Origin of the sequence: Acrocarpospora sp. B8E8 (assembly GCF_039871605.1) — a bacterium.
Taxonomy (GTDB): Bacteria; Actinomycetota; Actinomycetes; order Streptosporangiales; family Streptosporangiaceae; genus Acrocarpospora; species Acrocarpospora macrocephala.
In genome coordinates, this window is sequence record NZ_JBDPLV010000050.1 from 29074 (window position 1) to 49800 (window position 20727).

Below are 20727 nucleotides of genomic sequence, written 5' to 3' on the forward strand. Positions count from 1 at the left end.
TGGAGATGGGGTTAACGATGCGATCGTTACCGACCCGGCTTCCCCGGGGAGTGGGGTGCAGGGGCAGGCGTATGTGTTGCTGGGGCCGATGTTGAATGGCCGGGCGGTGCCGTTGGAGCTTCGGGCGGGGTGGGCGGCCAAGGCGGGGCATCTGGACGGGGACGAGTGCCTGGATGCGGTGGTCTCCAATCCGTTCGCGTCGGTGCTGTCGGATGGGAGCACGGTGCCGGGGGCGGGGGTCGCCTACGTCTTCTGGGGTGGGAAAACGAGCACGAGGTCGCGGCTGGAGTTGAAGGTTCCCGCGCCGCGGGCCAATGCGCATTTCGGGTGGTCGCTGGCGATCGCATCGGGGACCGTGGCCGTGGGGGCGCCGCATGAGGATGCGGATGAGGTCGCCGATTCCGGGGCGGCGTACGTGTTCCGGTTCGATGGGCGTAAACCGCGAGAACCGCAGCGGATCACACAGAACACCCCGGGGGTGCCGGGGGCGGCGCAGCCGGGGGACATGTTCGGGTGGTCGCTCGCGTTCGCGCGGCTTGGCGGGAACCCGGGGGATGTGGATTTGGCGGTTGGTGCGCCGTTTGAGGACCGGGAAGAGGTCGGGCAGATCGACACGGGGGCGGTCACGGTCGTGTACGACGTGGCGACCAAGCCGTGGACCTATCGCGGGGTGGGCTGGGATCTGTCCTTGGTGGACTCCGGGACGCAATCCCGGTCCGGCGATCATTTCGGGCATTCGCTGGCGTACGGTACACACGCCGGGAAGGGCTATCTCGCCATCGGAGCGCCGCACGCGGACGTGGGAGGGGCGCGGGATTCCGGTCTGGCGTTGCTTTTCGAGTCCACGTCAGGGGATCCGCGCCTGATCAGGAGCCTGCACGAAGGGTCGATCGGGATCGGGGACTTGCCGGAGCCGGGGGATATGTTCGGCTATGCGCTCGCGTTCGTGGGGGCGGATCTGCTGGCCGGGGTTCCGGGGCAGAGCGAGATCCGGCGGCTGGAATGCGGAGCCGTACAAGCGATTCCGATTGATTCGACCAGGGGGGTCAGCCGGATCATCCGGTTGGCGGACGGTCAGCTGTACGACCATTTCGGGTGGAGCCTGGCGCGGACGGGGGACGGGTTCGCGCTCGTGGGCGTACCGGATCGGGGGACGACCGGTGCGGTTGCCGTGGTTTCGCCCGGAGGGGGCGAGCCTCAACTGATCTTTCCGGACGGGGAGGCGCTGGAGTTCGGGGCTGCCGTCACCGGATAGGGCCGTGTTCCGCGATTTTGGCGAAATCGAGCACGCTCAGCTGTTCGCCGCGTTCTGAGGGGTTGATTCCCGCCTCGGTGAGGGCGTGTTCGGCGGCGGACGCCGTACCGGCCCAGGAGGCGAGGGCGGCGCGGAGGGTTTTGCGGCGCTGGGCGAAAGCGGCGTCCACGACGGCGAAAACCTGCTCGCGGGTGGCGGAGGTCGGCGGCGGGTCGCGGCGGACCAGGGAGACCAGGCCGGAGTCGACGTTCGGGGCGGGCCAGAACACGTTCCTGCCGACCGGGCCGGCCCGGCGAACCTCCGCATACCAGGCGGCCTTCACGGACGGCACACCGTAGATCTTGGAGCCGGGCGGGGCGGCCAGCCGGTCGGCGACCTCCGCCTGGACCATGACCAGGCCGCGCCGCAGGGACGGCAGGATCTCCAGCAGGTGCAGCACGACCGGAACCGACACGTTGTAGGGCAGGTTCGCCACCAGCGCGGTCGGCACGGCGGGCAGATCGTCCAGATTGATCCGGAGCGCGTCGGCGGCCACCACCGAGAGGCGATCCGCGTGCTCGGGCGCCATCTCCGCCACCGTCACGGGAAGCTGCGCCGCCAGCACCGGATCGATCTCCACCGCCACCACCCGCGCGACCTCACCCAGCAGCGCCAGCGTCAGCGAGCCGAGACCGGGACCGATCTCGATCACCACATCCTCCGGCGTCACCCCCGCCACCCGGACGATCTTGCGAACCGTCCCGCCGTCGATGACGAAGTTCTGCCCGAGCTTCTTCGTCGGACGGATGTTCAATTTCTCCGCCAGCGTGCGCACTTCGACGGGCCCGAGCAAACTCATGGCTCCAGTGTCGGGCATGCGAGCGTGCCGAATTACCTGTTGCCCCCCGGTACGAAACATCCAAGCTGGACTCGGCGTCGAACACCCCATGTACGAAGGGAGGCAACGGTGGATAACGTGGGCGCGCAATCCCAGGTAGTAGGAGATCCCCCGATGGAACCGACCGGCGCCGAGCCGCTTACCCCGCACGATCCGCCCGCGATCGGGCCCTACCGGCTGCTGGGCCGGCTGGGCGAGGGCGGCATGGGCACGGTGTACCTGGCCGTCGCGCCTACCGGGCGGCTGGTGGCGGTCAAAGTGGTGAAGGCGCAATTCACCACGGATGAGGATTTCGCCGCTCGATTCCACGGCGAGGTGGAGAACGCGCGCCGGGTGGCGTCGTTCTGTACGGCACAGGTGCTGGACAACGGGAACACCGAGACCGGAACGCCGTACATGGTGACGGAGTACATCGCCGGGATTCCGCTGTCGCGGCAGATCACCCAGTTCGGTGCGCTCGATCCGGGGCCGTTGCACGGGGTGGCCCTGGGGGTCGCGGCGGCGCTGGCGGCGATCCATGTGGCGGGGTTGGTGCATCGCGACCTGAAACCGGCGAATGTGATCCTGTCCATGTCCGGGCCGCGGGTGATCGACTTTGGGATCGCGCGGGCGTTGGATGCCACGCACAGCTTCACCCAGTCCGGGGAGTTACTCGGTAGTCCCGGGTGGTGGGCGCCGGAGCAGGTGCGCGGGCAGGAGATCAGCCCGTGGACGGACATCTTCGCGTGGGGCTGTTTGGTGGCGTATGCGGGCAGTGGGCGGCATCCGTACGGGCGGGGGGACGCGGTCACGCTCGCGGCCCGGGTGCTGGGCGGGCGGCCTGATCTTGGTGCCCTGCCCGCTCCGTTGAACGAGCTGGCCCGGCGGGCGACCGATCCGGATCCGTTCCAGCGGCCGACCGCGCAGGATCTGCTGATCGCCCTGGTGGGTGGCGCGATTCCGGAGCCCGCGTCGATGGCGTCCGGCTCGCAGAACACGCTGGTCGCCACCGAAATGCTCTCCGAGTCCTGGGAGGCCCCACCGAACGTGGCCGCCGAACCGGACGCCACCCAGATTCTGGCCCGGACTGCCACGTTCTCGCTTCCGACGCCTGAGAAGGCGGCCTTATCTCCCGCAACCACCGAAAATCCGGCTCCGACTCCAGCTCCGACTCCCCGCAGCACCTCTCCGAGCGATTCCGCAACGGGTCGCAGCAGTTCGAGCGACGCTCCCCCGGCCAGCCCTCAGGAAAAGACCCCAGCTGAGAGCGCTCCGTCGGCTCCAGCCGGATTCCGGGTAGGCGCTCCCCCAAATCCGGAGAGTTCTCCGCCCGTTCGTAACCTTCAGGAGAGTACTGCTCCCGGTTCTGGGGCTGCCTCTGGTCGTCCTCCCTACGGCACGTCTGGTCAGAACCCGGTTCCGGAGGCCGCGTCGCTGACGGCCATGGAGCAGGCGTGGCGGTCGGTGGAGACCGATCCTCGGGGTGGCCTCCCCTATGCGGAGGATTCGCCCACCGAGGCCGGGAAGCGTGAGCGCACGTCGGTCATGCGGTGGTTGCTGGGCGCGGGTGCCGTGGTGGCGGCGCTGACGGTGACGCTGGTCGTTCTGCTCACCGCCGGACCCGACGAAGAGCCCAAGCCCCTGGCCAAGGCCAGCGTCTCCGCGCCGCCCCGAATCGGCGAGGACGTCGGCCGCCAGATCACGCTCGGCGGATACGACCTCGCCCTGATCATCCCCCAGCAGCCCCGCTGCGGCGTACAGACCCATGAGGGCGCGACCGCGGCCAAGGGCGGTTTCTGCCTGGTCCGCTGGTCGATGCTGAACACCGGCGGCGAACTGGCCGCCTTCAACGGCGTGGCCCCCACCCTCATCGACGACAAAGGCAGCGAATACACGCCGCACGAGACCTCGACCACCCTCCCCACCGCCCTCAAACCCGGCACCAAGGTGGACGGCGTCCTCGTCTTCGACCTGCCCTCCGGCCGCACCCCCACCAAGCTGTCCCTCACCGACGAAGTGGAGGCTCAGCTATGACCCGCTCCGCGGTCCTCGCCGCATCCCTCGCCACCGCGCTCGCCGTCCTGACCACCCCGGCCCTCGCCTCCGGTACGGCATCCGCATCGGGTACGGCTTCCGCCTTCATATCCGGTACTGCGGCTGGCACGGCATCCGCCCACACGTCCGGTATTGCGCGTGGCGCGGCTTCCGCACGTGCTGACTGCGCTACCACCGCAGGCCCCGCCGATTTCAACGGTGACGGTCTCACCGACGCGGTCACCGGCGACCCCTTCGCCGACCTCGACGGCATCGAGGGCGCCGGCATCGTTCAGGTCCTCCTGGGCGGGAAGACCGAAGAGGCGCCGGACGGCCTCCCCGGTGCCGGTGGCACGCTCGAACTGCGCAGCCCCAACCCCGAACCCGGCGACGGCTTCGGCTGGGCCGTAAGAACAGCCCATGTCAACGACGACAAATGCCTCGACGTCATCGTCGGCGCCCCCTACGCGGGCGACACCGACACCGGTGCCGCTTACGTCTTCTTCGGAACCGCCTCCGGTGGGGACGCCGAGGTGCTCCCGCTGGACGCGGACAAGCAGCCGGAAGCCCATTTCGGCTGGTCCCTGGCCGCCGCTGACCTGACCGGCGGCGGCGCGATCGTCGCCGTCGGCGAACCCCACGCCGACGAACCCGCCGACGCGGGCGCGGTGCACGTCTTCGAGCTGGACGGGACGATCCGCTCCACCAAACGCCTCACCCAGGAGAACGAAGGCGTCATCGGCAACGGCGAGGTCGGCGACATGTGGGGCTGGTCCCTCGCGATCGGCAACCTCGGCGGCGATTCCGACAAACCCGACCTGGTCGTCGGCGCGCCGTACGAGAACAACGACGGCACCGGAATTCAGGTCGCCTCCGGCAAAATCGACTCCGGCATGGTCGCGGTCATCTTCGACGTCCTCGAAAAGGGCCCCTACACCAGCCGCAAATGGGACCTCAACCAGGCCACCAAGGACGTCGTCGAGAAATCGGGCAACCGTTTCGGCTGGTCCCTGGCGTACGCCGAGTGGGGAGACACCGCATATCTCGCGGTCAGCATGCCCTTGGCCGACCAGGGCGACATCGCCAACACCGGCGCGATCCAGCTGTTCGAACGCAAAGGCTCCGGCGAACTCGCCCCCTTCCGCACCATCCGCATGGGCGTCGGCGAACTCCGCTTCCCCACGATCCCGGTCGTCAAAGGCGCCGCCATCGGCTGGTCCATGGCCTTCTTGAACCCCCGCGTCCCCGTCCTCGCGATCGGCGAACCTTTCGCCTCAACCAGCGAGGCCCGCGAAACCGGCCGAGTCCGCTTCGCCTCCGTACGCGGCGGCGAAAGCGGCGACACCCTCGACTTCCCCGACCCCCAGCCCTACCAGCACTTCGGCTGGTCCCTAGCCTCCTACGGCAACCCCAACGGCCTCTCCCCCGGCCAGGGCCTGGTCATCGGCATCCCCGACCGCAAAGGCGGCGGCGCCGTAGCCACCCGCGCCGTAGGCCCCGCCACCCTCATCAAAACCACCCGCAAGGGAACCACCGACCTAGGCCGCTCCGTCGGCTAGAGCACCTAACCGAATAAGCAGGCCACCGGGTCTCTCGCCGTTATCCGGCGCCGTTCACGCTGGTGATGCGTCTCGCCGCAGCGGCACCCTTCTTGGCGCCGGTGCGGCGAGGAGTGGTGCGGAGGTGAACGGCGCCGGATAACGGTGAGCAACCCGGGTCGTTGGGTGGATGTGTTAGGCGCCGAGGCGGGCGCCGCAGTGGGGCCATTGGCCTTGCCAGCGGCCCTGGACTCGTTGGAAGAGGAGTTGGGCGCGGTAGGTCTGTTCTTCGGCGGGCCAGTCGATGGGGGTTCTGGTGCCGCCTACGGCTCTCCACATGGGGAGGCTGAACTGGTACATGCCGTAGTAGGGGCCGCCGGGGTTGTACGCCTTGGGGTTGCCGTGGGATTCGCAGTCGGCGAGGCCGGCCCAGTTGAGGGCGGCGACGTTGGGGGCGATGGGGATCGTGTGCGGGGGGAGGGCGGGGATCACCCGGATGACCGAGCCGTCTTCGGGGAAGTTTTTCAGGCCGGGGCGGACGGTGTTGCCCTTGGCGAGGGTGATGTTGGCCTGTTTGAGGACCTCGGCGACGGTGCGGCCGGTCGTGATGGTGGTGACGCGGATCTTGTCGGCGACGATGGAGACCTTGCGCTGGGTTCGCACGCTCAGTTTGAAGCCGGAGACCGGGATCTGGCGCATGCGGTTGGCGGACAGCCGGAGGCGGGCGGGGTCGAGTTTGAGGTCTTCGAGAGCGTCGCCGACGTTGAGCGCGGTGATCATATGGGTGCTGCGCTTGCCGTCCATGATCAGGGTGAGCGGGCGCGCATGCCGTACGACGATGGTGGCGCCGTCGGCCACGGGCTCGGTCGGGGTGGGCTGGACGTGGTCTTCGGCGTCGTAGCTCACATTGGCGGCGTCGAGCACGCCATGCACGGTTCCGGCGAAGCTGCGTAACGTGATGAGATCTCCGTCGACGTCGAGGGTGACCTCGGTGGCCAGCCCGCCGCCAACGATCATGCCGAGTGATATTCCGGCCAGGGCGGCGTAAAGCGATCCAGCCCAGGGGGAGAGCAGCCAGGTCCGCCAGGTGGGCGCGGATTGCCGGCTCGGCTCAAGCATCAGGTCGTGGAGGTCCTCAGGCGACAAAGCACCCTCATGACCGCTCTGCCGCCGCGCCCGACGCGACCTCGGCCTCGGAACACCGTCGTCTAACGATTCCCCTAGTCGAACACCACCCGACAGCCCGTCCTCGCGCGTGTCGTAGGAGTGCTCACCCGGGGGAACGGGATCGCTGGACGGTACCTCGGCGGACTGACCTCTGCGCCTGCGACCCACCCGCGGCGGCCCGACCGGCTCGCCTCCCGACTCGCCGATGCCGCCCCCGAACGGTTGCTCCAATGTCGGTGAATACATGGACGCGTCCTTCCGGAGGTTGACCGGCTCACGACGCTAGCGCCGTCGTCACTCCTACCTCAACCTCATCACTGAATCCCCGCCGTGACATTGGTCGCAGTTGGCTCAGGAGATTAGCCCCAATATGCCGCAAAAGCCACGCATTAGCAGGCGTTCTGCCGATCTGGCTCTACCAGGCGCCGAAAACCTGCTCCCCGTTGTGACTGACCGCCCGGGCCAGATCGTCGGCATCCACGCCCTTCACCTCGGCCAGGCAGCGCAACGTCAACGGGATCAGGTAGGGCGCGTTGGGCTTTCCCCGGTGCGGCGTGGGCGGCAAATACGGCGCATCCGTCTCCACCAGCATGAGCTCCACCGGCGCCACCGCCGCCGCTTCCCGCAGATAACCTGCGTTCTTGTACGTCACCGGCCCAGAAAACGATAGGAAATATCCCGCCTCGGCACACTTCTTGGCCATTTCGGCGTCGCCCGAATAGCTGTGGAACACCACGACCTCCGGCGCTCCCTCCTCGGCGAGCACCGCCAGCACCGCATCGTGCGCGTCCCGATCATGGATCACCAGCGCCTTGCCGGTCCGCTTCGCGATCTCGATGTGCGCCCGAAAACTCGCGTGCTGGTCGTCGTGCGACGCCCAGTCCCGGTAGAAGTCGAGCCCGGTCTCCCCCACCGCCCGCACCCTCGGCTGCCGAGCCAGCTCCTCGATCTCCGCGAGCACCTCAGGCGTGGCCGCATGCGCCTCATTCGGATGGATCGCCACCCCTGCGTACACATCCGGATGGTCCCGAGCCACTTCGGCGTTCCACCGCGAGGACCGCAGATCGTACCCAATGGTCACCAGCCTGGTGACCCCCACGGCCCGCGCCTGCTCCACCACCGCGGCCACCGAAGACCCGGCCGCCTGAGCGGCCAGCGCCACCGGATCCCCGGAGGACGCCTGCCGATCCCCGACCATGATGTCGAGATGGCAGTGGGAATCGAACACCTCGGTTCCCAGCGGCTCAGGCGGGGACGGCATCTCACGCGACATGCCCACAACCTATCGCCGTCCCCCGATCAGAATTCCTCAGCCCGACCGGAGGCGTGGGAGTAACCACGCCCTCGTTCGTTGCCGAACCGTCTTACCCCACCGAGCGTTTCACTTGGCGGGGTCGGCCAGGCGCGCCAGTTCCTCATCGATGATCTTGGGGTCCAGCTTGGTGAACAGCGGCGTGGGCGGGGCGAGACGCGTGCCGGACCGGATCGGCCGGTGCTCCCAGGTCGCAGCCCCGTCGTAGGCACCCGTGATGATCGGGTAACTGGGCCCGCCATCCTCGTCGACCTCGCTGATCTGCGGCATGCCGGACCAGACACCCTCCCCGCCCAGCATGTCGAAGATCTTGTTCGACGAGGTCGGCAGGAACGGCGTGAGCAGCGTCTTGGCGTCGTCGACCACCTGCAACGCCACGTGCAGGATCGACCCCTGCCGGGAGGGATCGTCCTTGATCTTCCAAGGCTCCTGCTCGGCCAGGTACTTGTTGGCATCCCGAACCACATCGAACGCCTCGTTGACGGCGTTCTTGAACCGGGATCGGGCGAGTTCGGCGCCCACAGAGGCGAAAGCCGTACGCGAACGAGCGAGCAGCGCGCGGTCGGCGTCGGTGAGATCAACGGCGGCGGGGATCTCGCCGAAGTTCTTGGCCGCCATGGAGATCGACCGATTGACCAGGTTGCCCCAGGCCGCGACGAGCTCGCCGTTGTTGCGGTTGACGAACTCCGACCAGGTGAAGTCGGTGTCCTGATTTTCCGGACCCGCGACCGAGATGTAGTAGCGCAGCGCGTCGGCCGAATACCGCTCCAGGAAGTCGCGCACGTAGATGACGACAGACCTGGAGGAGGAGAACTTCCGCCCCTCCATCGTCAGGAACTCGCTCGAAACCACCTCGGAAGGCACCTCAAGCCGCCCGAGTGACCCCGGCGTGCCACCGCGCGCGCCCTCGCCGTTGTAGCCGTACAGCAGCGCCGGCCAGATCTCGGCATGGAAGACGATGTTGTCCTTGCCCATGAAGTAGTAGCCGCGCGCGTCCGGGTTCTGCCACCAGGCGCGCCAGGCGTCGGGGTCGCCGGAACGCCGGGCCCACTCGATCGAGGCGCTGAGATACCCGATGACGGCGTCGAACCAGACATACAGCCGCTTGTCGCTGCGGTCACGCCAGCCATCCAGCGGGATCGGCACCCCCCAGTCCAGATCCCGCGTGATCGCCCGAGGCTGCAGATCGCCAAGCAGGTTGAGCGCGAACTTGAGCACGTTCGGACGCCATTCGCCCTGCTTGCCTTGCAGGTATGTGCCGAGCACTTCGGTGAAGGCGGGTAGATCGAGCATGAAATGCTCGGTCTCGATGAACTTGGGCGTCTCGCCGTTGATGCGCGATCGGGGATTGATCAGGTCGACCGGGTCGAGCTGATTGCCGCAGTTGTCACACTGGTCGCCGCGCGCGCCGTCATACCCGCAGATCGGGCAGGTGCCCTCGATGTAGCGGTCAGGCAGAGTGCGCCCGGTTGACGGGGAAACCGCGCCGAGCGTGGTCTTCGGGAAGACGTATCCGTTGTTGTACAACCCGAGGAAGATTTCCTGGGCTATCGCGTAGTGATTGCGCGTGCTCGTCCGGGTGAACAGGTCATACGACAGCCCGAGCGCGGTCAGATCCTCGGCGATGATCCGGTTATACCGATCGGCGAGGTCACGGGCGGAAAGGCCCTCCTTGTCGGCCTGGACCTGGATCGGGGTGCCGTGCTCGTCGGTCCCCGAGACCATCAGCACCTTGTTGCCCGCCATCCGCTGGTAGCGGCTGAAGACGTCGGACGGCACGCCGAACCCGGAAACGTGCCCGATGTGCCGCGGCCCATTGGCGTAGGGCCACGCGACGGCGGTCAAGATGTGCTGAGACATGCGTCCAGCCTAGAGCCCCTTGACCGCCCGCTCGAACCGATTAACCCCGCGTGGCCGTACGGGTGACGGCCTCCGCCGCCTCCTCGGCCGCCGACGCGGCGATGTCGATCGAGGTCTCCTTCGACCGGCGGATCCCCAGGATGCTGATGAACAGCGCCGCGAAGATCGTCTGGAAGCTCATGATGAACGCGGTCGCCGACGGCACGACCATGCGCAGCACCTCGGCCGGAATCAGCTCCCCGAAGCCCCGGCCGCCCCAGTGCGCGAGCGAGGCGATCAGGCCGACCAGACCGCCCAGCGCCAGCAGCCCACCGGCGACCAGGCCCTTCTCCAGGGTCACGATGTCCACCAGCTTCCGCACCCGCCGGTCCTCAGGAAGGAACCCCTCCTCGGCCGCGTACACCTTGGTGAACAGTGCGAACAGCGCGGCCTGGAACCCGATCACCACCATCGCGGACGCCCCGACCAGGGTGTCGATGTCGAACGCGAGCTTGCCGATGTAGACCGGGCCGAACGTGAGGGCGGTGCCCGCGACCAGGCCGAGCGTCATCAGCACCAGGCCGGGGATGAAGAACAGCCAGCGCGGGCTGTACAGCAGCAGGAAGCGCAGGTGGCGCCAGCCGTCCCGCCAGGAGCGCAGGTGCGGCGGGCGGGAGCGGCCGTCGGGCGAGAGGGTGGTCGGCACCTCGCGCACGTCCAGGCCCTGCAGGGTCGCCTTCACGACCATCTCGGAGGCGAACTCCATGCCGCCGGTCTGCAGGCCCAAACGCAGGATCGAGTCCCGCCGGAAGCCACGCAGGCCGCAGTGGAAGTCGCCGATCGCGCTCGGGAAGAACAGCCGGCCGACGAACGAGAGCACCGGATTGCCCAGGTAGCGGTGGAGCGGGGGCATCGCGCCCGGGGCGATCCCGCCCTTGAAGCGGTTGCCCATCACCAGCTCGCCACCCGCGCGCAGCTCCTCAACGAACGGCAGCAGACCGGTGAAATCGTAGGAATCATCCGCGTCGCCCATGATGACGTACTTGCCGCGCGCCGCCCGGATGCCACCGATCAGAGCGTTTCCGTACCCCTTCTCGGCAATGTGCACCACGCGGGCACCGGCATCCCTGGCCAGCTGCTGCGAGCCGTCGGTGCTGCCGTTGTCGGCGATCACCACTTCGCCCTCGATGCCGTTTTCGCGCATGCAGTCCAGCGCCTTGCGCACACACGTTTCCACGGTCTCCGCCTCGTTGAGGCAGGGCATGACCACCGTGAGTTCCACGTCGCAACCCCTCAAGCTCCCGATCAGATCAACCAATCATGCCCGCTACCCCCACGTGCCCGAGTCAAGTCCGTGAAACGACTGGCATTCTGTAACCATGGTCGCGGTCGCGGAACCGACAACGCTGAGCGCCCCCAGCATCGGACGGTGGGGGCGTTCAGTCGCGTTTCTGCGCCGGCATCGCTGGTTCGCCGCCGCTCTCGGCCTGGGCGCGGTCCTGCGGATCATCACGATGCTGGGCTTCGGCCCGGCGATGTGGTTCAACGACTCCTACGACTACATCTCCGTCGCGCTGCACCCCCGTCCGCACCCGATCCGCCCGGATGGGTACGGATTCTGGCTGCTGATACTCAAGCCGTTGCACAGCCTGGCCCTGGTGGTGTTCACCCAGCATCTGATGGGGCTGGGCACTGGGGTGCTGATATATGCGCTCTTAACCAGGCGATTCAACCTGCCTGGGTGGGGGGCGACGCTGGCCGCGGTGCCGGTGCTGTTCGACGCGTACCAGATCCAGATCGAGCAGATGATCATGTCGGATGCGATGTTCGTCCTGCTCGTGGTCGGGGTCATCACGCTGGTGCTGTGGCATCGGGAAATGTCGTGGAAAGTCGGTGCGGCTGTTGGCGGCCTGCTCGCGCTGACCGCGCTCACCCGCAGCATCGGCCTGCCGATCCTGGCGCTGGTGGTGGTCTACCTCCTGGTCAAGCGGACAGGTTGGAAGCCGATCCTGGCATTGGTGACGGCCTGCGCGATTCCCGTCGTCGGCTACATGGGCTGGTTCAAAGCGGTCAACGGCCAGTTCGCGATGACCAGCAGCGACGGCGTGATCCTCTACATGCGCACCGCGTCGTTCTCGGACTGCCACCAGATGGGCCTCGACCCCCGCGCCGAACTCCAGCTCGCCCTGCTCTGCATCCCGAAGAAACCCGCCGATCGTGGCCCTTCCGCGCAGGCCTACCTGTGGTGGGACAACGACAACCAGATCCACGTGTTCGGCGCGGGCATGAAGTTCGACGCCGAAATGAACAAGAACACCAGCGCCTTCGCGACGCGCGCCATCTTCAGCCAGCCCGGCGACTACCTCGCCGTCGTCGCCAAGGACTTCTTCCGCGCCTTCCGCTGGGACCGCAGCCCGTTCCCGGACACCAAGACCTTCCTGCAGTACGAATTCGGCAACAACATCACCACCCGGCTCCCCCAATGGACCTCCTTCCGCGGCCAGACCCACACGGACGCCGAAACCTACGAGAACGGCCCCGCGGCCACGGTCAACGCCCGCCCCTGGGCCGACATCATGATCGGCTACCAGAAGATCATGCGCCTGCCCGGCCTGGCCCTCGGCGTCCTCCTCCTCATCGGCCTGTACGGCGTGGCCCTCCGCTGGCGCAAACTCGGCGGCCCCGTCCTGCTCCCCTGGCTGGCCTCCGTCGGCCTGATCCTCGCCCCCGCCGCGACCGCCGAATTCGACTACCGCTACCTGATCCCCGCGGCCCCCCTCGCCTGCCTCGCCGCCGCCATCACCCTCCGCCACGGCCTCCGCCGCACCCGCCCCACTCCGCCAGACCTCCCCGAAGCAGCCTGAAACCCCTCCAGAGGACCGCAACGCCCTTTCTGGCGCCGGGACGGCGAGAACCGACGACGAGGTAAACGGCGCCGGATAACGGCGAGCTACCAAGCCGCTCGCTGAACCTGGCGGCGCCCTTTCAGGACTTCGCCGTGTGTACGGCGTTGTACAGGTCCCGCTTGGGGATACCCGCTCGTTTCGCCACGTCGACGATGGCTTCCTTGCGGGCGACTCCGGTCGCCTCCAATTGGGCGACCTGGGCGACCAGGTCTTCGATTTCCGGCTCGGTCTGATCAGGGGCGTACCCAGCGATCACGATGGTGATTTCGCCGCGGATGTCCCCGGCGGCCCAGTCGGCGAGTTGGCCGAGCCCGCCTCGCCGTACCTCTTCGTAGGTTTTGGTCAGTTCGCGGCAGACGGCGGCCTGGCGGTCGGGACCGAACGCCTCGGCCATCGCCTCAAGGCAGGCCTGGAGCCGGTGCGGCGCTTCGAAGAAGACCATCGTGCGTTCCTCGGTGGCCAGGCCAGCCAGGCGCCGCGCCCGGTCGCCGGACTTGCGCGGCGGGAAGCCCTCGAAGCAGAAACGATCGCTGGGCAGCCCGGAGATCGCCAGGGCGGTGGTCACGGCGGAGGGCCCGGCCAGGGCGGTGACGGGCACACCGGCGTCGACGGCCAGCTTGGTCAGCCGGTAACCGGGATCGGAAACGCCGGGCATGCCCGCGTCCGTAATGACAAGCACGGTCTTTCCGGCAAGGAGCACATCGAGAAGTTCCTTCGCCCGAGCGATCTCATTGGCGTCGTAGTACGACACCACCCGCCCGGTCACATTCGCCCCGAGATCGGAGACCAGCCGCTTCAGCCGCCGGGTGTCCTCGGCGGCGATCACATCCGCCGTTTCGAGCGCCAACCGCAGCCGGGGCGACGCGTCGCCGACCTGCCCGATCGGAGCGCCCGCCAACACCAGCCTGCCGAATTCACTCACCGCACCAGTATGTAATCCCCAGCGCCCCCGTTCGGACTGTGGCCGAACAGGATCGAATCGGCGCGTACGTCGTGTTCGTGGCGTGGTGTCGCCAGTAGTGTGGGCGGGTGGCCGTGACCGACTTCGCCAATCAGGCGTACGAGCAGCCCGAGCCGGACCCGCAGAACTCATCGCCCTCCGTGCGCGATCGGCTGGTCCCGCCGATGCCCGGCAGCGCGATATGGGGGTGGCTCGGCCCGATCATCGTAACGATCTTCGGCGCTATCCTCCGCTTCGACCGGTTGGGTACGCCCAAGGCGATCGTCTTCGACGAGACGTACTACGCGAAAGACGCCTGGTCGACCATCAAGTACGGCGTCGAGCGCCAGTTCATCGAAGGCGACGCGGCCAACCAGGCCGTGCTCCGCGGCGACACGAACATCTTCAAGGTCTGCGAACAAGTCGACCAATGCGCGTCATACGTGGTCCATCCGCCCCTCGGGAAATGGATGATCGGCCTCGGCGAGTGGATGTTCGGCCTGACCCCGTTCGGCTGGCGCTTCATGGCCGCCGTCATCGGCTCCCTGTCGATCCTGCTGCTGGCCCGGGTGGCCCGCCGCATCACCCGCTCCACGCTCCTCGGCTGCTTCGCCGGCTTCCTCCTCGCCCTGGACGGCCTGCACTTCGTCCTGTCCCGTACGGCCCTGCTGGACATTTTCCTGATGTTCTGGGTCATCGCGGGTTTCGCCTGCCTGGTGGTCGACCGCGATCGAAGCAGGCAACGCCTGGCCGACTGGTACGAGACCTCCGGCGTCGGCGACCTCGGCCCCTCGCTCGGCATCCGCCCGTGGCGCCTCGCCGCCGGCCTCTGCCTGGGAGGCGCTCTCGCCACCAAATGGACCGGCCTGTTCTTCATCGCCGCCTTCGGCATCATGACCGTCCTGTGGGACTTCGGCGCCCGCCGCGCCGTCGGCCTCCGCCAGTCCCTCCTCGGCACCACCCGCCGCGACCTCCCGCTCGCCTTCGCCTGGATCGCGCTCATCCCGCTGCTGGTCTACGTGCTCTCGTTCGCGGGCTGGTTCGCCACCGACCGCGGCTACGGCCGCAACTGGGCCCAGGCGACCTCCAACGGCCCCGTGTACTTCATCTTCGATTCGTTGCGCTCCTGGGTGGATTACCAGAAACAGATCCTTTCCTTCCACACCGGCCTGGACTCCTCACATCCGTACGCGTCAGAGCCCTGGCAGTGGCCGATGTTGCTGCGCCCTGTGGCATTTTTCTACGAATCGCCCAAGGGCTGCGGCTCGGACAACTGCTCGTGGGCCGTGCTCGGCACCGGCACGCCGATCATCTGGTTCGGCGGCCTCATCGCGCTGATCGCGATGATCGGCTGGTACGTGGCGACCCGCGACTGGCGCGCCGGAGCGATCCTGCTCGGGTATTCGGCGGGCTGGCTCCCCTGGTTCTTCTTCCAGATCGTCGACAACCGGACGATGTTCCTGTTCTACGCCATCCCCATGGTCCCCTTCATGATCCTCGCCATCGTGCTGGGCGCCGGGTTGATCATCGGCCCGATGACCCGGCCCGGCAACCGGCGTCTGTACGGGGCGGTGGCCGTGGGAGCGTTCGCATTGCTCGCGCTGGTCAACTTCTGGTGGCTCTATCCGGTGCTGTCCGCGGAGGTCATTCCGTACCAGGACTGGTATGCCCGAATGTTGTTTAAGTCGGGCTGGATCTGAGCTCTGGCGACGGTGTCCGTATCGTGAGTCACTAGGGGGGTGGTCCCGAGTGTCTCTCGGTCGTCGTCAACGGTGGGTCCCATACGGCAGACTGCGGGTCATGCCCGCACCTGATGTGGCGGCGCTCCTCGCCGAACTGGAGCGCGCCGAGCCGGACGTCGCCGACTCGGCCAGAATCGCCGTGGAATGGCTCACCGGCGGTGAGGCCCTGGAGACCATCAGCCAACTCGACGTGTGCGAGTTCCTCTGGTACGCCTTGCCGATCAAGGTCACCGGAGATCACGTGGCCATCGCGCACGCCCTCGGCCGGCTCTTCGAGCTGGGCGGCATGGAGCGCTACGCGGCGCTGTGCGCGTCCGAAGCGACCACGCACATCCTGCGCACCTATGGCCGCGAGGGCGAGGAGGCCGGGGCCGCCGCCTACCAGCAGGCGCTTGAGGCCACCGGCGTGCTGCCCCCCGACGTCCCCGAACTCAGTTGGAGCTCCATCATGGGCCCGGAGGAGCTCGGCGCGCACGTCGCCTGCGCCGCCGCGCTTGAGCTCGCGATCGTGTCGGGCGAGCTGGCCATGCCGTACGAACCGGAGACGCCCGCCACGACGGTCATGCGCGGTCTCACCCGCGGCCGGGTGGAGCTGACCACGCGCTGGCTCACCGAGCCACGCGCCGAACTCGGCGGTGACTGCTGGCTCCATCGTGTCCACGGCGAACGCCTCAACCGCTGGGTCCTCGGCCGCGGCAAGGCCCGCCGCGAGCTCGCCCAGCCCTTCGAGGTGCGGCTCTACGCTCCCATTCCCGCTCCCGCCGAACCGCATCTGGCGTCGCTGTGGTGGTTGCTGGACTGGGCGGCCGGAAGCGGCGGAGTTCCGCTGACGCAGAAATTCAACCTGTCCCGGGCGCTGGTGGTGGAATCGGCCGAGCTGTTCGGGTGGGATACGGTCACCGCCGGGTCCATCCGGGGCGAGGCGGACGTTCCCACCCTGACGATGCTGCGGGAGATCGTGAGCGAGGAACTGCGGGCTCTGCGGCGCAACGGCCGGAAGCTGGTGCTCACGGTCGCCGGCCGCAAACTCTCCGACGACCCCGAGGCGATGTGGACCGCCGCGACGGCGACCCTGCTCACCCCGGCCCAGGGGGAGCACGATTTCGAGGTTTCCGTCCGGGAGGCGGCGCTGATGCTGCTCGCGGACGGCGACCCTCTGCCCTACGCGGAGCTGCGCGATCGGGTGGCCGACGTGGTCAACGGCGAAGGCTGGCGGTCCTCCGCCGGGGGGCAGGTCTCCGCCGCGGACCTGACCACCCCGCTCGGGGAGCTGCAGCGGCGGCTGGACGCGCTGGATCTGCGCATGTCGTGCGACTGGCGGGCAAGCTGGCAACTGACACCCGTCGGCCAGCAAGCGGTCCTGTCCGCGCTCCGCACGCAGGCCCTGCGCCCTCGCCAGTACGCGGGCCTCGGCTGAGCTCTTCCTCAAGTGCTCCTACATAGGGTAGAAGGTTGGAACCCGTACAACCCTCACCTTTGAGGTACCTGTGAAGAGAATGCTGCGATTCCTCACGGCTCCCGTCGTGGCGATGGCCCTGCTCCTGACCGGATTATCCACCCCTGCCCGCGCCGAGACGGATGCGCAACTCGCTGCATCGTGGCAGCTCGCGTGGGACACGTACCGGTTCTACGAGATCCTTACCGCGCCCCTGCCCTGGACCGGGCGAAGCCAGGTCACCCGCGACATCGCGATCGACATCAACGCCCCCATCGCACACGTCTTCGACGCCTACTCCAACATCAACAACCACATCGGCATGCACTCGTTTCTCAAACGAGTGGTAACCCACGCCGACTGGACCGAGAACGACGTCCGCTACATCAACTTCACCGCGATCGAGGACATCCCCGTCGTAGCCGGCATCCCCATCAGCAGCAAAACCCACGCCCAGCAGCGAATTCACCGCAACGCGTTCTACTACGAGACCGACACCTGGACCCTCCCCAACGTCGTCACCCACCAGAAAATCATCTTCACCGACCTCGGAAACGGCACGACCCGAGTAACCGAACACCTCACCTTCGAGGCCAGCATCCTCCTGATCGACTTCACCGTGACCAACGGCGTCGCCTCACATCAGGCCACGCAAGCAGGTCTCAAGACAGCCATAGAAAACGGCACACTCTAAACTGCGCCGGTGCTACTCGAAGGTTAGAGCCGATTCCTTCCCTGACTTTCGCCCGTAAATATGTAGCGCCCGGCGAGCCGCGCGGCTACCGTTCTGGATAACACGAGCAAGACGCTCGGGCGAAGGCAGGGAAGGATGACAGTCGTGAGCTACCAGCTGGAACAGGCGCGCAGTCTGCGTTCACTGGACGCGCGATCTCTGCGCGCGCTCGTGCTGCGGCTCCGGCGGTCTTCCTGGTAAACCCACAAGAGATCGCCGCGAGGCCGCCAGGGACACCCGGCGGCTTTTTCTTTTCCCGCACTTCCTTAAATGACGTGATCTGGTATGCGCATGCCTAAAACTCAATAGCGGAGAAATTCCAGACGTCCGTAGCCCAAATGGCAGAGGCGCCGGCCCGAGGTGCCGGAGGTCGCGGGTTCGAATCCCGCCGGACGTACGCGGAACAGGCCGCTCTAGCCCAACGGCAGGAGGCACCGTGCTCAGGACACGGGACGTCGGGGTTCGAATCCCCGGGGCGGCACGAAAATCCATGGAGGGGCCAGCCGACAGATGGCGACGGCCGCAGTCCCGAAAACTGTTGGCGCTTTCGAGCGCGTGCGAGTTCGACCCTCGCCCCCTCCGCTCACGACAAGGCCCGTTGGTCTAGCTGGTCAGGACACCTGACTCTCACTCAGGAGATCACCGGTTCGAATCCGGTACGGGCTACCAGCATTGTCGCGCCCCGTTGGTCTAGCGGTTCAGGACGCCCGGCTTTCACCCGGGAGAACGCCGGTTCGAATCCGGTACGGGGTACCTCCAGCGCTCCACACGTGGAAGTCAGCGGACCTTGGCGAAGAACTCGCGCATGTCGGCGGCGAAGTGATCAGGTTGGTCCATGGCGATGAAATGGTGGCCGGCGGGGTTGTCCTCCGGCCAGTGCACGATGGTGTTGTGGCGTTCGGCGAGTCGGCGGATGCCAGGCGGTCCGCTGTAGACGCCGGTCGGCACGGCGGTCTGCCCTTCCGGCCAGCCGGAGCCGGTGCTGTCGTAATACGGCCAGGCCGAGGATCCGAACGTCCCGGTGAACCAGTACAGGCTCACGTTGGTCAGGAACAGGTCACGGTCGATCGCCTGCTCCAGTGGTCTGCCGCTGGCGTTGAACTCGTGGAACTTCTGCGTCATCCAGGCCAGGGCCGCGACCGGGGAGTCGTGCCAGCCGTAGGCGAAGGTCTGGGGCGCCGCGCGCAGCAGTGCGTGGTGGTTCACGCCGTTCATCCAGTCCTGTTGCATGAGCTGTGTGTAGGCCGCTCGTTCGTCATCGTTCATTTCCGGGACGTCCTTCTCGGTGGGGAAGCCGAGGCCGCTGACGACGTACACGCCGACCACCTGGTCGGGAGCGGCTCTGGCCAGCTCCGGGGCGACGTACGCGCCGAAGTCACCGCCCTGGGCGCCGTAGCGGTCGTAGCCGAGCCGCCGCATCAGCTCGGCCCAGAGCCGCGCCACGCGCGTGGCGGTCCAGCCGGTGCCGCGTGGCGGCGCGGAGAAGCCGAATCCCGGAACCGAGGGTACGACGACGTGGAACGCCTGGGAGGGGTCCGCGCCGTGCGCTGAGGGGTCGGTGAGGCGGCCGATGATGTCGGTGAACTCTACGAAGGAGTTCGGCCAGCCGTGCGTCAGGACGAGCGGCAGCGCGCCGGGCTCGGTGGAGCGGACGTGCAGGAAGTGGATGTCCTGGCCGTCGATCTCGGTCACGAACTGGGGGAACTCGTTCAGCCGCGCCTCGTGCCTGCGCCAGTCGTAGCCGTCACGCCAGTAGTCGGCCAGCTCCTTGAGATAGCTGACGGGGACGCCGCGGCTCCATCCCTCGCCGGGCAGCTGCCGGGGCCAGCGGGTTCGAGCAAGTCGATCGTTCAGGTCGTGCAGGTCGTCGTGGGGGATGTGGATAGAGAACTTCTCGGTACTCATGCTCATGAGATCCGACGGTAGGGGCTATGTAGGCCAGTTTTCGTCCTATATGGACGTGCATGATGGTTTCGTGAGCGATACCTCTGCGCGGCTGCTCAAGCTGTTGTCGATGCTGCAGACCCCGCGTGACTGGCCTGGCAGCGAGTTGGCCGAGCGGCTGGGGGTGAGTCCCCGGACGATCCGCCGGGATATCGACCGGCTGCGCGAGCTGGGTTATCCGGTGCAGGGGACGATGGGTCCGGTAGGTGGCTACCGGCTCGCCGCAGGCAAGGCCATGCCGCCGTTGCTGCTGGACGACGATGAGGCGGTGGCCATCGCGGTGGGCCTGCGCACCGCGGCCTCGCATCCGGTGGAGGGCATCGAGGAGGCGTCCGTACGGGCCTTGGCCAAGCTGGAGCAGGTGCTGCCGTCCCGGCTGCGGCACCGGGTCGGCGCGCTCGGCGCCGCCACCGTTTCCATGCTGACCGGGAGCGAGCCGAACCTCGACCCGCGGGACCTGGTGGTGCTCGCGGGGGCCGCCGCCAATCGGGAAAGGCTGCGCTTCTCCTACCGGGCGGGCGACGGTACCCCGACCAGGCGTCTGGCCGAGCCGTACCGTCTGGTGGCGGCCGGACGCCGCTGGTATCTGCTGGCGTACGACAATGACCGCGACGACTGGCGGATCTTTCGCGCCGATCGGATCAGCGATCCGCGGGCGACCGGCGTACGGGTTCCGCCCCGCGTGCCGCCCGAGCAGGACGCGGCCGCGTTCATCACCAGCAAGCTGTACTCGCTCGCACCGACTTATGAGGTGGTGGCGACCCTGGGCCTTCCGGCCGACCAGGTCACGCGATGGCTCGGCGCCGCTGCGGGCGAGGTCGAGGTGATCGATCAGCACAGTTGCCGCCTGCGTGGATCTGCCGACACCCTGGAGTGGCTGGCGTCGCGCCTGCTCATGCTCGGCTGCGAGTTCGACGTGCACGAGCCGCCAGAGTTGGTGGAGTATCTGCGTGCGCTGGGCGGCCGCGCCACTCGCGCCGCCGGGGATATGTAGGGCGCGGCCAGCCCTCAGGCCGTAGGCGCGGG

The 20727-nt window shown here is 67.7% G+C and carries 15 protein-coding genes and 5 tRNA genes; 13 read left to right on the forward strand and 7 right to left on the reverse strand.

Annotation, left to right across the window (positions count from 1 at the left end):
* Nucleotides 1-55: 55 nt before the first annotated feature.
* Nucleotides 56-1255 carry an FG-GAP repeat protein gene (locus ABGB08_RS36635; RefSeq protein WP_347600308.1) on the forward strand — a complete coding sequence of 400 codons (1200 nt, stop codon included), beginning with the start codon at nt 56-58 and terminating at the stop codon, nt 1253-1255.
* On the opposite strand, the gene rsmA is transcribed toward ABGB08_RS36635, so the two are convergent.
* The gene (gene rsmA / locus ABGB08_RS36640; protein ID WP_347600311.1) at nt 1245-2093 is read right to left on the reverse strand and encodes a 16S rRNA (adenine(1518)-N(6)/adenine(1519)-N(6))-dimethyltransferase RsmA; all 849 of its coding nucleotides are present in this window, start codon (nt 2091-2093) and stop codon (nt 1245-1247) included. The two genes, ABGB08_RS36635 and rsmA, sit on opposite strands and share 11 nt — an antisense overlap.
* A gap of 153 nt (nt 2094-2246) precedes the next feature.
* On the opposite strand from rsmA, the gene ABGB08_RS36645 reads away from it, so the two are divergent.
* Together ABGB08_RS36645 and ABGB08_RS36650 are read left to right on the forward strand one after the other, a co-directional pair.
* A complete protein-coding gene (locus tag ABGB08_RS36645) occupies nt 2247-4145 on the forward strand; it encodes a protein kinase (protein ID WP_347600314.1) in 1899 nt (632 codons plus the stop codon).
* Nucleotides 4142-5704: an integrin alpha gene (locus tag ABGB08_RS36650; protein ID WP_347600317.1), complete on the forward strand. Its 1563-nt coding sequence runs from the start codon at nt 4142-4144 to the stop codon at nt 5702-5704. Before ABGB08_RS36645 ends, ABGB08_RS36650 begins: the two co-directional genes overlap by 4 nt.
* A 174-nt stretch (nt 5705-5878) precedes the next feature.
* Here ABGB08_RS36650 and ABGB08_RS36655 read toward each other — a convergent pair whose 3' ends face one another.
* The 4 genes from ABGB08_RS36655 to ABGB08_RS36670 form a co-directional block, all read right to left on the reverse strand.
* Entirely contained in the window at nt 5879-6802 is a 924-nt protein-coding gene (locus ABGB08_RS36655; protein WP_347600320.1) for a ubiquitin-like domain-containing protein, read from the reverse strand.
* A 463-nt stretch (nt 6803-7265) separates the two neighbouring features.
* Nucleotides 7266-8123, reverse strand: a complete 858-nt coding sequence (locus ABGB08_RS36660; protein WP_347600323.1) for a TatD family hydrolase — start codon at nt 8121-8123, stop codon at nt 7266-7268.
* A 108-nt stretch (nt 8124-8231) separates the two neighbouring features.
* Complete coding sequence (metG, locus tag ABGB08_RS36665) at nt 8232-10022, reverse strand: methionine--tRNA ligase (protein WP_347600326.1); 1791 nt, start codon at nt 10020-10022, stop codon at nt 8232-8234.
* 40 nt (nt 10023-10062) lie between these two features.
* Complete coding sequence (locus ABGB08_RS36670; protein WP_347600329.1) at nt 10063-11283, reverse strand: glycosyltransferase; 1221 nt, start codon at nt 11281-11283, stop codon at nt 10063-10065.
* A gap of 97 nt (nt 11284-11380) precedes the next feature.
* Here ABGB08_RS36670 and ABGB08_RS36675 point away from each other — a divergent pair, with 97 nt between their 5' ends.
* Nucleotides 11381-12865, forward strand: coding sequence for a hypothetical protein (locus ABGB08_RS36675; protein WP_347600332.1), 1485 nt, complete (start codon nt 11381-11383; stop codon nt 12863-12865).
* A 121-nt stretch (nt 12866-12986) separates the two neighbouring features.
* Here ABGB08_RS36675 and rsmI read toward each other — a convergent pair whose 3' ends face one another.
* Nucleotides 12987-13829: a 16S rRNA (cytidine(1402)-2'-O)-methyltransferase gene (rsmI, locus tag ABGB08_RS36680; RefSeq protein WP_347600335.1), complete on the reverse strand. Its 843-nt coding sequence runs from the start codon at nt 13827-13829 to the stop codon at nt 12987-12989.
* A 203-nt stretch (nt 13830-14032) separates the two neighbouring features.
* Between rsmI and ABGB08_RS36685 the strand changes: the two genes are divergently transcribed.
* From ABGB08_RS36685 to ABGB08_RS36720, 8 genes are all read left to right on the forward strand, one after another.
* On the forward strand, nt 14033-15547 hold the full coding sequence (locus ABGB08_RS36685; RefSeq protein WP_347600451.1) for a phospholipid carrier-dependent glycosyltransferase: 1515 nt from the start codon (nt 14033-14035) through the stop codon (nt 15545-15547).
* 100 nt (nt 15548-15647) lie between these two features.
* Nucleotides 15648-17006, forward strand: a complete 1359-nt coding sequence (locus tag ABGB08_RS36690; RefSeq protein ID WP_347600338.1) for a hypothetical protein — start codon at nt 15648-15650, stop codon at nt 17004-17006.
* Nucleotides 17007-17085: 79 nt separating this feature from the next.
* On the forward strand, nt 17086-17718 hold the full coding sequence (locus tag ABGB08_RS36695) for a hypothetical protein (protein ID WP_347600454.1): 633 nt from the start codon (nt 17086-17088) through the stop codon (nt 17716-17718).
* Nucleotides 17719-18080: 362 nt separating this feature from the next.
* Nucleotides 18081-18154 (forward strand) — tRNA-Leu (locus ABGB08_RS36700).
* A 10-nt stretch (nt 18155-18164) separates the two neighbouring features.
* Nucleotides 18165-18238 (forward strand) — tRNA-Leu (locus ABGB08_RS36705).
* Nucleotides 18239-18249: 11 nt separating this feature from the next.
* Nucleotides 18250-18339, forward strand: a tRNA-Ser gene (locus ABGB08_RS36710).
* Nucleotides 18340-18349: 10 nt separating this feature from the next.
* Nucleotides 18350-18426, forward strand: a tRNA-Glu gene (locus ABGB08_RS36715).
* A 10-nt stretch (nt 18427-18436) separates the two neighbouring features.
* Nucleotides 18437-18510 (forward strand) — tRNA-Glu (locus ABGB08_RS36720).
* Nucleotides 18511-18534: 24 nt separating this feature from the next.
* On the opposite strand, the gene ABGB08_RS36725 is transcribed toward ABGB08_RS36720, so the two are convergent.
* Nucleotides 18535-19668 (reverse strand): epoxide hydrolase family protein, encoded by a 1134-nt coding sequence (locus ABGB08_RS36725; protein WP_347600340.1) that lies wholly within the window; start codon nt 19666-19668, stop codon nt 18535-18537.
* A gap of 64 nt (nt 19669-19732) precedes the next feature.
* Here ABGB08_RS36725 and ABGB08_RS36730 point away from each other — a divergent pair, with 64 nt between their 5' ends.
* Complete coding sequence (locus ABGB08_RS36730; RefSeq protein ID WP_347600343.1) at nt 19733-20695, forward strand: YafY family protein; 963 nt, start codon at nt 19733-19735, stop codon at nt 20693-20695.
* The last annotated feature ends 32 nt before the right edge of the window (nt 20696-20727 follow it).